Origin of the sequence: Mesorhizobium sp. B2-5-3, from assembly GCF_006441005.1 — a bacterium.
In the GTDB taxonomy this organism is placed as follows: domain Bacteria; phylum Pseudomonadota; class Alphaproteobacteria; order Rhizobiales; family Rhizobiaceae; genus Mesorhizobium.
Genome location: NZ_VFUS01000007.1, coordinates 340104 through 353598 on the forward strand (window position 1 = coordinate 340104; position 13495 = coordinate 353598).

A 13495-nucleotide genomic window follows, 5' to 3' on the forward strand; every position below is an offset into this window, starting at 1 on the left:
GGTAATGATCATGAACGCCGCGTTAGTCTTTTCGCAAACATTTGAAATATCTGCCGGGAAGTTCCGGATTCGCTCGAAAAATCTGCGCGGTCACCGGGCCGGCAGTTGCCCGCCGATCGGTTCCCGCAAGCTGGCGCAGCCGCCAAGCTTGACCTATATTCGCGTCATTGGCATGCAAGCGCCGCGCAGAACGAAAGAACCATGAACAGCCTCGATCTTCCCGGACGTCCCGAAAACACCCGTATCGTCGTCGCCATGTCGGGCGGCGTCGATTCGTCCGTCGTCGCGGGTCTCTTGAAGCGCGAGGGTTATGATGTCGTCGGCGTCACCTTGCAGCTTTACGATCATGGCGCCGCGACGCACCGGGCCGGGTCCTGCTGTGCCGGGCAGGATATCGATGACGCCCGCCGCGTTTCCGAGACGCTCGGCATTCCGCATTATGTGCTCGACTACGAAGAGCGCTTCCGCAAGGCGGTCATCGATCCCTTCGCTGAGAGCTATGTCGCCGGCGAGACGCCGATCCCTTGCGTTTCCTGCAACCAGACGGTGAAGTTCGCTGATCTGCTGGCCACCGCCAAGGATCTCGGCGCCGACGCGCTGGCCACGGGCCACTACATTCGCTCCGGCGCCAATGGCGCCCATCGCGCGCTCTATAGGCCGGTCGACGCCGATCGCGACCAGAGCTATTTCCTCTTCGCCACCACGCAGGCGCAGATCGATTATCTGCGCTTTCCGCTCGGCGGCCTGCCGAAGCCGCAGGTTCGCGCCATTGCCGAGGAGATGGGCCTGACGGTAGCCGCCAAGCAGGACAGCCAGGACATCTGCTTCGTGCCCCAGGGCAAATATTCCGACATCATTGCCAAGCTGAAGCCGACGGCCGCCAATCCGGGTGACATCGTCCATATCGACGGCCGGGTGCTCGGCCGCCATGAAGGCATTCTGCGCTACACCATCGGCCAGCGCCGCGGCATCGGCGTGGCCTCCGGCGAGCCGCTCTATGTCGTCCATCTCGACGCCGAGCGCGCCCGTGTCGTGGTCGGGCCGCGCGAGGCGCTGGAGACGCACAAGATCTACCTGCGCAACATGAACTGGCTTGGTGACGGCGCGCTGGCCGACATGCCCGCGGGCGGGCTGGAACTGTTCGCCAAGGTCCGCTCGACCAGGCCGCCACGCCCGGCGATGCTGCGTCACGAGGCGGGCGTCACATCGGTCGAATTGGCCGATGGCGAGTCCGGTATCGCGCCTGGACAGGCTTGCGTGCTCTATTCCGACGACGGCAACGAGGCCCGCGTGTTCGGCGGCGGCTTCATCGAACGCTCCGAGCGCGGCGCCGAGGCCGAGGCGATGTTGAGCCGACTTGCCGCGTCACCGGCGCAGGTTCCCGCCGAGTAGGCAACGATCTCTCCGCCGCGACGCGGCCCGATCTTCTTCAGGGATTGGATTTGGTGTGCGTGACCGTACCCGCGGTCAGGATGCGCAGCACCCGGATTGCCTCCTCGCCGCTGGTGCGCGGTTCGGCCCGCGTTTCGATGCAATGGATGAAGTGCTCGAGTTCGCGCGTCAGCGGCATGCCTTGGCCAACCGCGACATAGGAGGGCTCATTGGTGGTGAACGCCCATTGGCCGCTGTCCTGCCAGACCGCGTGGCGATAGACGGCGAGCTTGCGCTCCCATGGTTCGACATCGTCGAAGACAGCCATCGCCTTGGTGCCGACCACGGTCAGCCGCCGTTCGCGGTAAGGGTTCAGCCGCGAGGCGAAGAGATGGCTGCGCAAACCGTTGGGAAAGCGCATGTGCAGATGCGCGAAGTCGCTGAGATTGTCGAGCAGCGCCGCCCCTTCGCCGCGCACCTCGATCGGTTCGGTGCCGGTGATGGCCAGGATCATCGACAGGTCATGCGGCGCCAAGTCCCATAGCGCATCGTTCTCGGTGTGGAATTTGCCGAGGCCGAGCCGGTGCGAATGGATGTAGCGGACCTCGCCGAGCTCGCCCTTGTCGATGAGCGCCTTCAGCGTCTCGAACGCGGGATGGAAGCGCAAGACGTGGCCGACCATGAAGACGCGGCCCTTGTCCTTCGCCGCCTGCACCGAGCGCTCGGCATCGGCAACCGTCAACGCGATCGGCTTCTCCACCAGCACGTCCTTGCCGCTTTCGGTGGCGCGCACCGCCATCTCGGCATGAAATTGCGGCGGCAGCGCCATGACGATGGCGTCGATGTCATTGCGGACGAACAACTGGTCCGGTTCGATCGCGAGGCAGTCCTGTTCGCTGGCAAAGCCTTCGGCGCGGGCACGGTTGGCGTCGGAGACCGCGTGCAGCGTGCCGAGCGCCTTGAGGGTGCGGATGTGGTTGGAGCCCCAGTATCCGCAACCGAGGACTGCAATGCGCGGCTTCATCTGTTCTCAAACTCTAAAAACTCGTGGCCGAGACATAGCGACGTGCCTCTTCGAACTCAACCCCGGCGGCTGCAACCAATTATCGGCGCGGCAAAGCTTTTCGGCAGCGAGAATAAGCGCCCCTGCCGAGCGGTTCGAAGCTTGACAGGCTCACCCTCCCAACCTTATATCCGCGCGACCTTGGCGAACGCCTCGAAATGCCTTGCGATTTAAGGCGGATTTCGGGCCTTTCGCCGCCCTGGCGGGGTAGCTCAGTTGGTTAGAGCACGGGAATCATAATCCTGGGGTCGGGGGTTCAAGTCCCTCTCCCGCTACCACCTCTCACCTGTACGGCCCGGAGACATAGGTAACAGACTGTACCTAAGACATGGGTGACAACCTCGCGCTGAACGGGTTGGACAGGCCCACGCTGATGCGGGTCGCGTGGGGAGGAACGTCTACACCTCTTCCGTTTCGAGCACGAATGTCCCGGTGGGGATGCGGTTGGTGATCATGGCGCGGATGCCGGCATCGATGGCGGGGTCAGTTTCGTCGAATAGGCCGCAGGCCTGCAGCGCCTTGCGCTGGTCGACGGAGCGGCCGAGATATTCCAGAAGCACGACCGAGGCCGCTGGTCTCCGCCCTCGTAAAAGGGGCATGCCCGTCTGGATGCCGACCAGATAGGCGACGCTCGTCTGGTAGCTCGGATAGAGGATCACCTGGGTGATGCTGGTCTTGAGCAGGGTTTCGGATTCGAGCGCGAATATGCGATCGCCGAGCAGCAGCAGGGCGGCCGAATATTTCGAGGTCTTCACGCCATATTTGCCGAAATGGACGAGCCTTTCCATGCATTTCCAGAAATAGCGGCCTTCCTTTTCATAGATCACGACCAGGCATTTGATGATCTTGCCGGCATAGCCGAACGAGTAGAAATAGCGGAAATAGTAGCCGACATAGCGCCCGAGATCGCCGGAACGCTGATAGAGCTGCTCCATATGCACCAGCATGTCCGACGGCGCGTGGACGCCGAGCGGGCGGCGGCGCAGGCCGACGATCTCGGCAAAGCGCTGCTGGTCCATCAAAAGCTCGCCTTCGCTCACGCCGAAGAAATCGCAGATCTTGCGCATGTTGCGGCGGGACGGCCAGGTCTGGCCGCTCAGATATTTGTTGAACTGCTGGCGGTTGATCTGCAGGCGCCGGCACACGGCGGCGATAGACGGATAATAGCTGCACAGGAAGGCGAGGTTCTGGGGAAGCGGTTCGGTCTGCATGACCTAATGCATACTGACGCCAGAACAGTGTCAAGTCGCGAAGGGTCGCGAAATTGTGCGGCACCGCCGATTTGCCCAAAGTGGCGCTCTCCAACAGAGGCCTCGTCATGCGCACAGTGTCCAACTTCCCCCATCCGATCCGCTCGGTCGACCATTTCGAGATTCCGATGCCGGACGGTTGCCGGCTTGCGGCGCGCATGTGGCTCCCCGAGGGTGCCGAACAAAAGCCGGTGCCGGCTATCCTGGAATACATCCCCTATCGCAAGAACGATCTGACCGCCGCGCGTGATGTCGTCATGCACCCCTACGTGGCCGGCCACGGCTACGCAGTGGTGCGCGTCGACCTGCGCGGAACCGGCGATTCCGAAGGGCTGATGCTCGACGAGTACCTTCAGCAGGAGCTGGACGACGGCTGCTCGGTCATCGAATGGCTGGCCTCCCAGCCCTGGTGCGACGGCAACGTCGGCATGATCGGCATCTCCTGGGGCGGCTTCAACGGATTGCAGATCGCGGCCATGCGGCCGCCTGCGCTGAAGGCGGTGATCAGTTGCGCCTCGACCGACGACCGCTACGCCGACGATGTCCACCACATGGGTGGCACGCTGCTCATCGACAATCTCTCCTGGGCGGCGATCATGTTCGGGCGCAACACGCTGCCGCCCGACCCACGCAACAAGCCGCACAATTGGCGCGCTTTGTGGCACAGTCGATTGAAGGAAAGCGGGCTATGGCTGAAGAACTGGCTGGAGCACCAGCACCGCGACAAGTTCTGGAAACACGGTTCGGTCTGCGAGGATTTCGGCGCGATCACCTGCCCGGTCTACGCCGTCAGCGGCTGGGCCGATGGTTATTGCCGCTCGGTCTTCCGCCTGATGGAAAAGCTGCAGGGCCCGCGCAAGGGGCTGGTCGGGCCATGGGCGCACACTTATCCCCATATCGGCAAGCCTGGTCCTGCCATCGGCTTTCTGCAGGAATGCGTCCGCTGGTGGGATCAATGGCTGAAGGGCCGTGACACCGGCATCATGGACGAGCCGATGCTGCGCCTGTTCATGCAGGATAGCGCCCCGCCGCAAACTTCCTACGAGACGCGCGCCGGACGCTGGGTCACGGAGCCGGCATGGCCATCGCCGAATATCGAGCGGCAGTCCTTCTTCCTTTCCGGCAATGGGCGCCTGTCCCTACGCCGGGCAGACGATGCGGCCGGAACGCAGACGGTCCGCTCGCCCTTGTCGGTTGGCCTGCGCGGCGGCAAATGGTGCTCCTATGCCGTGCCCGGCGACCAGCCGGCTGACCAGCGCGGCGACGATGCCGGCAGTCTGGTCTATGAGACGCAAGAGCTGGCGCACGATGTTGAGATCGCCGGCGATGCAATGCTCGATCTTGTCTTCGAAAGCGACAGGCCCGTCGCCATGGTGGCCGTCCGTCTTTCGGATGTCGCCCCCGATGGCGCGACGACGCGCGTCAGCTACGGCCTTTTGAACCTGACGCATCGCGATAGCCATGAGAGGCCCGAACCGCTCGAACCGGCAAGGCGCTACCGCACCTCTGTCCCCTTCAAGCACGTAGCACAGCGCTTCAGCGCGGGGCATCGCATACGCCTTGCCATCTCGACAAATTACTTCCCGATCGCTTGGCCTTCGCCCGAGCCGGTCACGCTCACCGTCCATCCGGCGGATTGCCGCCTTGAACTTCCGGTCCGCGTCGGGGGCGCCGGAGATCCGGCACCGGCGCCTTTTGCCGAACCCGAAGGGGCGCCGCCCTTACGGGTGGAGACGATCTCAAAGCCGCAAAAGGATTGGACGATCACGGAGAATCTGGCAGTCGCTTCGACCGTCGTTGAGATCGGCGAAGGCGCCGGCACCTATCGCATCGTCGACAACGACCTAACCATTACCTCGCTCGGCCGCGAACGCTATTCCTTCCGCGGCGACGATTTCGGGTCGGCCAGGGCCGAGGCGAAATGGGAGTTCGAATTTTCGCGCGCTGATTGGCGCATGCGTTCTGTGACCGAAACGACCATGACCGCGACGCCATCGCACTTCCACGTCGAGGCGCATCTCGAGGCATGGGAAGGCGACGAGCTTGTCCACGAACAGAAATGGACCGAGGCGATAGAGCGTCGCCTGCTGTGACATTCGCGAACTGACGCTAATCTCGCTCACATCTGCGTCGGCAGCGAAATTGACCGGCTTGCCGGCTGAATTGAAGAATGCGCCGTCCGAACTCGCGGCCCCATCAGGCGGCGCGGTACCAAAAAGAGGGATCCCGGCAATCGCCGGGAAACCCGCTCAGTTGAAAGGGGAACGAAACCGTGAATGGAATGAAATTGAATCGCAGGCATTTCCTGCAGGCAGGCGCCGGCCTCGGCGCGGGGATCATCGCCTCCGGTCTGCCCTTGTCGCAGGCCGTATGGGCGGCCGAAGGCAAGGTACTCAAGGCCCGCGCCTATTCCGATATCGACAAGCTCGATCCTGGCTTCTACCAGAACGCGTACAATGTCGACGTCATGAACTGCATCTACACCAAGCTTACGCGCTATAAACCGGGTTCGGAGTGGGGCTGGGAACTCGAGGCCGCCGAATCCGTCGAGCAGATCGATCCGACGCACATCCGCTTCCGCCTGAAGAAGGGCATCAACTTCACTGGCGGATTTGGCGAAATGACCGCCGAGGACGTGAAGTTCTCGTTCGAGCGCGTCATCCAGCACAATTCTCCGGTCAAGGGCGACTGGGGTCCGCTCGACCGCATCGAGATCGAGGACGACCATACGGGCGTGATCGTGCTCAAGACGCCTTTCGTGCCGCTCTGGAACATCACTCTTCCCTATGGTTGCGGCCACATCGTCTCGAAAAAAGCGGTGACGAAGGCAGTTGCCGACGGCGGCGATTTCGGCATGAAGCCGCCCTGCTATTCAGGTCCCTACGTGTTGTCGGACTGGAAGCCGAACCAGCTCGTCCTGTTGACCCGAAATCCCGAATGGAAAGGCCCCAGGCCGGGCTTCGACGAAATTCATATCCTGCCCATGAGCGATATCAAGACCGCCGAGCGCGCCTATCAGGCAGGCGACATCGACTTCACCGATTTCAGCCTCGATTCGCTGGCCACTTTGAAGGACAGCCCGCCCGAAAACACCAAGATCGAAGAAAAGCCTTCGCTCTACTATGTCTATATCGGCATGAACTCGGACCATCCGAAGCTGAAGGACGTCAATGTCCGCAAGGCGATTCAATGGGCCATCAATGTGCCGCAGATCATGGACGCGGCCTATTCAGGCCAGGCCCAGGTCGCCACCGGCCTTATCGCTCCGGGCTTGGTGGGACACCGGGAAAAAGCGCTGATACCGCCGGAGGGCGATCTCGAAAAGGCGAAGCAGTATCTTGAGAAGGCCGGCATCACCGAACTCAGCCTCACCATCGACGCGCTCAACGTGACCACCTTCTCCACGATCGCGGAAATGGTCCAGGCGCAGCTGTCGCAGATCGGCATCACGGTCGAGGTCAATGTTCAGGATTCCGGTTCGTTCTGGACCATCGGCATGGAATCGGAAGGCGAACGTTGGAAGGACATGCAGCTGATCGTGCAGCGTTTCTCGATGGTGCCGGATCCCTATTACGCCACCACCTTTTTCGTGCGCGACCAGGTCGGTGTGTGGAACTGGGAGCGCTTCCGCAGCGAGCGCTTCGACGAGCTCAACGCCAAGGCGGTAACCGTCGAAGACCCGCAGGAACGGGCCAAGATGTATTATGAGATGCAGGACATCATGGAAGATTCCGGCTCCTACCGGTTCCTCACCCATGAAGGCTCGCCGATCATGTACCGAACGACGCAACTCGAGGCCGAGACGCGCCCAGACGGGCGGCCGCTCTATCTCGGCTTTGAGCCGAAATCGGCCTAGGGCATTCTAGGAAAAGTGCGTAGCGGTTTTCCGTCCGGAATTGCGAAAAAACAAAGGGTTAGAGCGGGTCGGCGATTCTATCAAACGCTGAACCGCTCTGACGCGGTCGCTGGGACAGGCTGAGTCAGAACATGTGGTTATATCTTGGCAAGCGTATCGTGCTGGCGGCGGCAATTGTCGTCGTTGCCGTCACGCTGCTGTTCCTGATGATCCAGGCCGTTCCCGGCGATCCCGCCGCGGTCCTGCTCGGACCGCGTGCGACGCCGGAACTGAAGGCGCAATTGCACGAGGAAATGGGCCTCGACAAGCCGCTGCCCGTGCAGATCGTCTCATTCTTCGGGGGGCTGCTGCACGGTAATCTCGGCACCGATGTCTTTACCCAGCGCCCTGTCGCGGCCATCGTTTTCGAGCAATTGCCTTACACGATCGAACTCATCCTGGTTTCGATCGCCTGGGCCGTTATCGTCGGCGTGCCGCTCGGCTGCTATTCGGCGCTGCGCCGCAACTCCGTGATCGACAAGGTCGTGGGTGTATTCGCGGTCGGAACCATCGCCATCCCGTCCTTCGTCATGGCGATCTATGCGCTGTTGATCTTCTCGGTCGGCCTGCGCTGGCTGCCGGCCATCGGCGCCGGCTCAGGCTTCCGCGACGGGTTCGTCCATCTCATCCTTCCAGCCTTCGTCGTCGGTATCGGCTGGGTGGGCTACATCTCGCGCATCGTGCGCGCCTCCATGCTGGAGATTCTTGGCGAGAACCACATTCGCATGGCGCGCTCCTTCGGCCTTTCGGAGCGGCGCATCGTGGCGCGCTACGCGCTGCCGCTCGCGATCCTGCCGACAGTGACGATCATCGGCGTCGGCATGGCGCACCTGCTCTCGGCGGCGGTTTTCGTCGAGGTGGTCTTCGCCCGGCCCGGCATCGGCGCTCTGATCGTCAAGGCGGTGGATTCGCGCAACTATCCGATGGTCATGGGCACGGTCCTCGTCACCACCGTTCTGTTCGTCATCTCCACGACGCTCGCCGACCTCGTAAACGCGGCGCTCGATCCAAGAATCCGCGAGAATTTGTAGCGTGTCCGAAGTTCAACTCATTCGCGAGGCGGTCGATGAACGCAGCGGGCAGGGCGCGGCCGCCATGTTCCTGCGGCAATTGCGCAAGTCTCCGCTCGGCATGATGGGCGCCGTGCTGGTCGTGCTGATGGTGGTGACTGCGGTCTTCGCCACCTGGATCGTGCCTTACGATCCGATCAAGATCATGGTTGGGCCCCGGCTGGCGCCGCCCTCTTTGCATTTTCTTCTCGGCACCGATCAGTTGGGACGCGATGTCTTCTCGCGGGTCGTCATGGGCGGAAGGATCGCGCTGCTCGTCGCCTTCGTCTCGTTGGGCGCCTCGCTCAGCGCAGGGCTTGTGCTCGGCCTCATCGCCGCCTTCGGTCCGCGCTGGCTGGACAATCTGCTGCTGCTGGTCTTCGACACGATCCGCTCCTTTCCGGTCATCATCTTCGCCTTGGCAGTGGTGACGCTGCTCGGGCCGAGCCTTGCCAGCGTCATCTTCGTCGTCGCGATCACGTCCGTGCCGATCTATGCGCGCGTGGTGCGCACGCAGGCCCACGCACTGCGCGAGAGCGAGTTCATCACTGCGGAGCGCGCCATGGGCGCCGGCATCGTGCGCATCCTTGCCGTGCACGTGCTGCCCAATGTGATCGGGCCGCTGCTGATCCTGGTCAGCATGGATGTTCCGCTGGTCATCACGCTGGAGGCCGGCATGAGCTTCCTAGGCATGGGTGTCCGTCCGCCGACGCCGGACTGGGGAACCATCCTCAGTGACGGCTATGGCTATATCCACAAGACGGTGTGGCTGGTGATCGCCGGCGGCATCCCGATCGTCATAACCACGCTGGGCTTCACTTTCCTCGGCGAGGCGCTGCGCGACATTTTCGACCCCAAGCTTCGGAAAGACCTATGAACACCGGCGCTCAGGCAAGACATTCTCCAAACCGCGACCCGCTTCTGGCGATCCGCGGTCTGTCTCTCGATTTCGGCACGCCGCGCGGTCGCGCCCATGCACTGCGCGATATCCATGTCGACGTGTCGGCGGGCGAAGTGGTTGGCATCGTCGGCGAAAGCGGTTCGGGCAAATCGACGCTCGCCTATGCCGTGATGGGGCTGCTGGCGGAAAATGCGGAGATGGTGAACGGCGCCATCCTGTTCGAGGGGCGCGACCTGCTCGGCATGCCTCCGGCGGAGCGGCGCGGCTTGCTCGGCAACCGCATGTCGATGATCTTCCAGGATCCGATGACGGCGTTGAACCCGGTGCGCAGCATCGAAAGCCAGATGATCGATGTCCAGCATCACGAGGGCGGCTCGCACCGGACCAAGCGCCAGCGCGCGCTGGATATGCTCCATCGGGTCGGCATTCCGGACCCGGAGAGCCGCATCGGCGGCTATCCGCACGAGTTTTCCGGCGGCATGCGCCAGCGTATCTGCATCGCGATGGCGCTGCTGGTGAAGCCGGCGCTGCTCATCGCGGACGAACCGACCACAGCGCTCGACGCGACGCTGGAGGTGCAGATCATCCATCTGTTGAAAGAGCTGCAAAAGGAGATCGGCTGCTCGATCCTGTTCGTCTCTCACCACCTCGGCGCTGTCGCCGAGCTCTGCGACCGGGTGGCGGTCATGTATGCGGGCGAGGTGGTCGAATACGGCACCGTGCGCGACATCTTCCGCCGACCGGGGCATCCCTATACGCGCGCGCTGCTCGAATGTGATCCCGGACGCATCCGGCAACGCACCCGCCAGTTGCCGACGATCCCAGGCGAGGTGCCGAGCCTCCTCGGTACCCAGGCGGGTTGCATCTTCCGTCGGCGCTGCCCGCAAGCCTTTACCCGGTGCGTGGATGACAGTCCTGTCCAGTGCGCTATCGGCGCAACGCACACCGCACGCTGCCATCGCCTCGACGACACGTTGGTGGCGCCGGCATGAGCCCCCTGCTTTCTGTCGAGGATCTTCGCGTACGCTTCCGCACCATGGGCCCGCTGAAGGCGCTCGCCAGCGGCGTTAAGAACCCGTTCGTGGACGCCGTCTGCGGCGTTTCCTTCGAGATCCGCAAGGGCGAAACGCTCGGCCTCGTCGGTGAAAGCGGTTCGGGAAAATCCACCATCGCCCGCGCCATCATGGGCCTGCGGCCGCCGACGGGCGGCACGATACGCTTCGATGGTCAGGTGCTGAACGGCCTCGCCCCGACGGAGCGCAAGCCGCATCTTCGGCGCATGGCGATGATGTTCCAGGATCCGGTCGGATCGCTGTCGCCGCGGCTCACTGTACGCTCACTGCTGATGGAGCCTTTCCGCATTCACGGCGTTACCGGCCGCGACCCCGCCGCCGAAGCGGAACGCCTGCTCAACATGGTCGGCCTGCCCGCCGACTTCGGGCGGCGATATCCACACCAGCTTTCCGGAGGCCAGGCGCGCCGCGTCGGCGTGGCGCGGGCCCTTGCATTGCAACCCGATCTTATCATCGCCGACGAGCCGACCGCGGGACTGGACGTGTCCGTTCAGGGTGAAGTCCTCAATCTGCTTGGACGTTTGCAGGGCGAACTCGGCATCGCCATTCTCATCATCACGCATAATCTCAATGTCGTGCGCCACATGACCGATCGCATGGCGATCATGTATCTCGGCCGCTTCATCGAAGTCGGCTCGACCGAGCGGATATTCGCGCAGCCGCGCCACCCCTATACGGAGGCGCTGCTGTCGGCCAATCCGGAACCCGACCCGGACGCCGTGCTCGACAGGGTCGAGCTCAGCGGCGAGGTGCCGAGCCTGATGACGCGCCCAACCGGCTGCGAGTTCCACACCCGCTGCCGCTATGCGCAGGGCATCTGCAAAAGCGTCTTCCCGTCCCGGGCAGCCGACCGGGAAGATCCCCGCCATGTCTTCAATTGCCACTTCCCGCTATCGGAACGTGCGCTCGCCGGAGCCACCAATGTCTCGTGAAATCCTCGATGTTCCTCTTGCCAACGGCACGCCGGGCAGCCAACACAGCGTGCGCATCATCCGGTATGGTGCCGCCGACGCGCGCCCGAAAGCCTATATACATGCCGCGCTGCATGCCGACGAAGCGCCCGGCCTGCTGGTGTTACACCATCTGGTCGAGCAGCTTGACGCCGCCGACGCGCGCGGCGAAATCCGGGGCCAGATCGTCGTCGTTCCCTACGCCAACCCGCTCGGCCTGGCGCAGTTCGTCAATGGCGATCATCTGGGGCGTTACGATCTGGCCAGCGGCCGGAATTTCAACCGCAAATGGCCTGATGTCGCCGGCGAATTGACCATCCGGCTTGCCGATCGGCTCGGAAGCAGCGCCGACGACAACACGGTGCTCATCCGCAACACGATCCGCGAAATTCTCGACGAACGCGGCGCAGGGCAGCCTGTCGATTCCCTTTACACCGCCTTGGCACGCGAGGCTTTCGATTCCGATCTTGTGCTGGATCTGCACTGCGACGACGAAGGACTGATGCATCTGTTCGTGCGGCCCGAGATCTCGGCCGAATTGTCCGACCTTGCGCGGGAACTCGGTTGCCGGGCGGTGTTCTCACAGGGTTCGTCGGGCGGCTCAACCTTCGCCGAAGCAAGCGTCGAGCCCTGGATCAGGCTTGCGGCTGCCCTTCCCGATAAGGTGATCCCGATCGGCTGCCTCGCCGCGACGGTGGAACTGCGCGGCTTCATCGACATCAGTGATGAGATGGCGTCGGCTGACGCTTCCGCCTTGCTCAACGTGCTTCGCCGCCGCGGCTACGTCGCGGGGCAAGCGGGCCTGCCGCCCGCCGCGCTTTGCGAGATCACCGGCTTCGATGCGTGCGATGTGGTTCGCACGCCCGCTTTCGGTGTCATCGTCTACCGCGCCGAACTGGGTGAACGCGTCACTTGTGGACAGCCGATCGCGGACATCATCGTGCCTTCTTCGCTGGGCCGCGAGGCGCGCGTGACGGTACGGGCGCGCACCGACGGGCTCGTGGTGACACGAAGGCTGAAGAAACTCGTCGCCGCCAATCAGGTCATTGCCAAGGTGGTGGGCCAAAAGCCCCTCGCCCACCGGACAGGCTATCTGCTGGAGGATTAGACCAATCAGCAGGCACTTCTTGACCGCAGATCGATGATGCGAAAGGAAGTCCGTTCGATCTGATCCGTCCCGGGCTCTAGGCCAGGGGCCGACCGCCGTCGACCGGAATGATAACGCCGGTCACGAAACGGAGATGGGTCGCAGCCGCCAAAACCGCCTCGGCGACATCGTCGGGCGTGCCCAGCCGCCCCAGCGGCGTTCGGTTTGCCTGTTCGTCCCGCCAGGATTCGTCACGGCCCTTGATGAAGTCGGTGTCGACGACGCCGGGCGAGACCGAAACGACCCTGATTCTCGGGGCTAGGGCACGCGCCAGCGACTTGGTCAGATTATCGACAGCGGCTTTCGACGCACAATAGGCGACGTTGCTGCCCATGGCGGTGACCCCTGCGATCGACGAGATGTTGACAACAACCCCGCTGCCGGTGCGGTCGAGCAGCGGCCGCATGGCCCGCGTCGCAGCAATCACACCGCGCACGTTGACGCTGAAGATGCGGTCGATCAATTCATCGTCCAGGCTGTCGAGGTCCGGATGTGGCACGAAGCGGGTTGTCCCGGCGCAATTGACCAGGACATCCAGCCGGCCAAAGCTTTTCTCGATCTGACCAGCGAGGCGCGCGAGGCAATCGCTGTCCGTCACGGTCGCCTCGGCGACGAAGTGATCGCCGTACGCCAATGACGAAACCAGATCGTCGGCCGCCTGCCGCGAACGGTTGTAGCCGATGACAACCGAAGCCCCTTCCGCAGCAAGCCTGGATACGATCCGCGCGCCGATGCCGCCGGTTGCTCCAGTGACCAGGGCAACCTTGCCTGTGAGTGTGGCTGTCATGGCCGTCTC

The 13495-nt window shown here is 63.2% G+C and carries 12 protein-coding genes and 1 tRNA gene; 10 read left to right on the forward strand and 3 right to left on the reverse strand.

Annotated elements, in window-relative coordinates; all coding sequences use genetic code 11:
* Nucleotides 1–10: 10 nt before the first annotated feature.
* A complete protein-coding gene (locus FJ867_RS19155; protein WP_140518053.1) occupies nt 11–205 on the forward strand; it encodes a hypothetical protein in 195 nt (64 codons plus the stop codon).
* Complete coding sequence (gene mnmA, locus FJ867_RS19160; RefSeq protein WP_140496104.1) at nt 202–1392, forward strand: tRNA 2-thiouridine(34) synthase MnmA; 1191 nt, start codon at nt 202–204, stop codon at nt 1390–1392. The genes FJ867_RS19155 and mnmA overlap by 4 nt, the downstream gene beginning before the upstream one ends.
* A gap of 37 nt (nt 1393–1429) precedes the next feature.
* Here mnmA and FJ867_RS19165 read toward each other — a convergent pair whose 3' ends face one another.
* Nucleotides 1430–2395, reverse strand: coding sequence for a Gfo/Idh/MocA family oxidoreductase (locus tag FJ867_RS19165; RefSeq protein WP_140582221.1), 966 nt, complete (start codon nt 2393–2395; stop codon nt 1430–1432).
* 240 nt (nt 2396–2635) lie between these two features.
* On the opposite strand from FJ867_RS19165, the gene FJ867_RS19170 reads away from it, so the two are divergent.
* Nucleotides 2636–2712: transfer RNA gene (locus FJ867_RS19170), tRNA-Met, on the forward strand.
* Nucleotides 2713–2832: 120 nt separating this feature from the next.
* Here the strand turns inward: FJ867_RS19170 and FJ867_RS19175 are convergent.
* On the reverse strand, nt 2833–3645 hold the full coding sequence (locus FJ867_RS19175; protein WP_140518024.1) for a helix-turn-helix transcriptional regulator: 813 nt from the start codon (nt 3643–3645) through the stop codon (nt 2833–2835).
* 107 nt (nt 3646–3752) lie between these two features.
* Here FJ867_RS19175 and FJ867_RS19180 point away from each other — a divergent pair, with 107 nt between their 5' ends.
* From FJ867_RS19180 to FJ867_RS19210, 7 genes are all read left to right on the forward strand, one after another.
* The gene (locus tag FJ867_RS19180) at nt 3753–5777 is read left to right on the forward strand and encodes a CocE/NonD family hydrolase (RefSeq protein WP_140496107.1); all 2025 of its coding nucleotides are present in this window, start codon (nt 3753–3755) and stop codon (nt 5775–5777) included.
* Nucleotides 5778–5965: 188 nt separating this feature from the next.
* A complete protein-coding gene (locus FJ867_RS19185) occupies nt 5966–7540 on the forward strand; it encodes an ABC transporter substrate-binding protein (RefSeq protein WP_140496108.1) in 1575 nt (524 codons plus the stop codon).
* A gap of 131 nt (nt 7541–7671) precedes the next feature.
* Complete coding sequence (locus FJ867_RS19190) at nt 7672–8610, forward strand: ABC transporter permease (protein WP_140818216.1); 939 nt, start codon at nt 7672–7674, stop codon at nt 8608–8610.
* A gap of 1 nt (nt 8611) precedes the next feature.
* Nucleotides 8612–9505 (forward strand): ABC transporter permease, encoded by an 894-nt coding sequence (locus FJ867_RS19195; RefSeq protein WP_224680319.1) that lies wholly within the window; start codon nt 8612–8614, stop codon nt 9503–9505.
* On the forward strand, nt 9502–10521 hold the full coding sequence (locus FJ867_RS19200; RefSeq protein ID WP_140818219.1) for an ABC transporter ATP-binding protein: 1020 nt from the start codon (nt 9502–9504) through the stop codon (nt 10519–10521). The genes FJ867_RS19195 and FJ867_RS19200 overlap by 4 nt, the downstream gene beginning before the upstream one ends.
* The gene (locus tag FJ867_RS19205) at nt 10518–11534 is read left to right on the forward strand and encodes an ABC transporter ATP-binding protein (RefSeq protein WP_140818221.1); all 1017 of its coding nucleotides are present in this window, start codon (nt 10518–10520) and stop codon (nt 11532–11534) included. The genes FJ867_RS19200 and FJ867_RS19205 overlap by 4 nt, the downstream gene beginning before the upstream one ends.
* Nucleotides 11524–12660, forward strand: a complete 1137-nt coding sequence (locus FJ867_RS19210; protein WP_181168392.1) for a succinylglutamate desuccinylase/aspartoacylase family protein — start codon at nt 11524–11526, stop codon at nt 12658–12660. Before FJ867_RS19205 ends, FJ867_RS19210 begins: the two co-directional genes overlap by 11 nt.
* A 76-nt stretch (nt 12661–12736) precedes the next feature.
* Here FJ867_RS19210 and FJ867_RS19215 read toward each other — a convergent pair whose 3' ends face one another.
* The gene (locus tag FJ867_RS19215) at nt 12737–13486 is read right to left on the reverse strand and encodes an SDR family oxidoreductase (protein ID WP_140496113.1); all 750 of its coding nucleotides are present in this window, start codon (nt 13484–13486) and stop codon (nt 12737–12739) included.
* Nucleotides 13487–13495 lie beyond the last annotated feature (9 nt).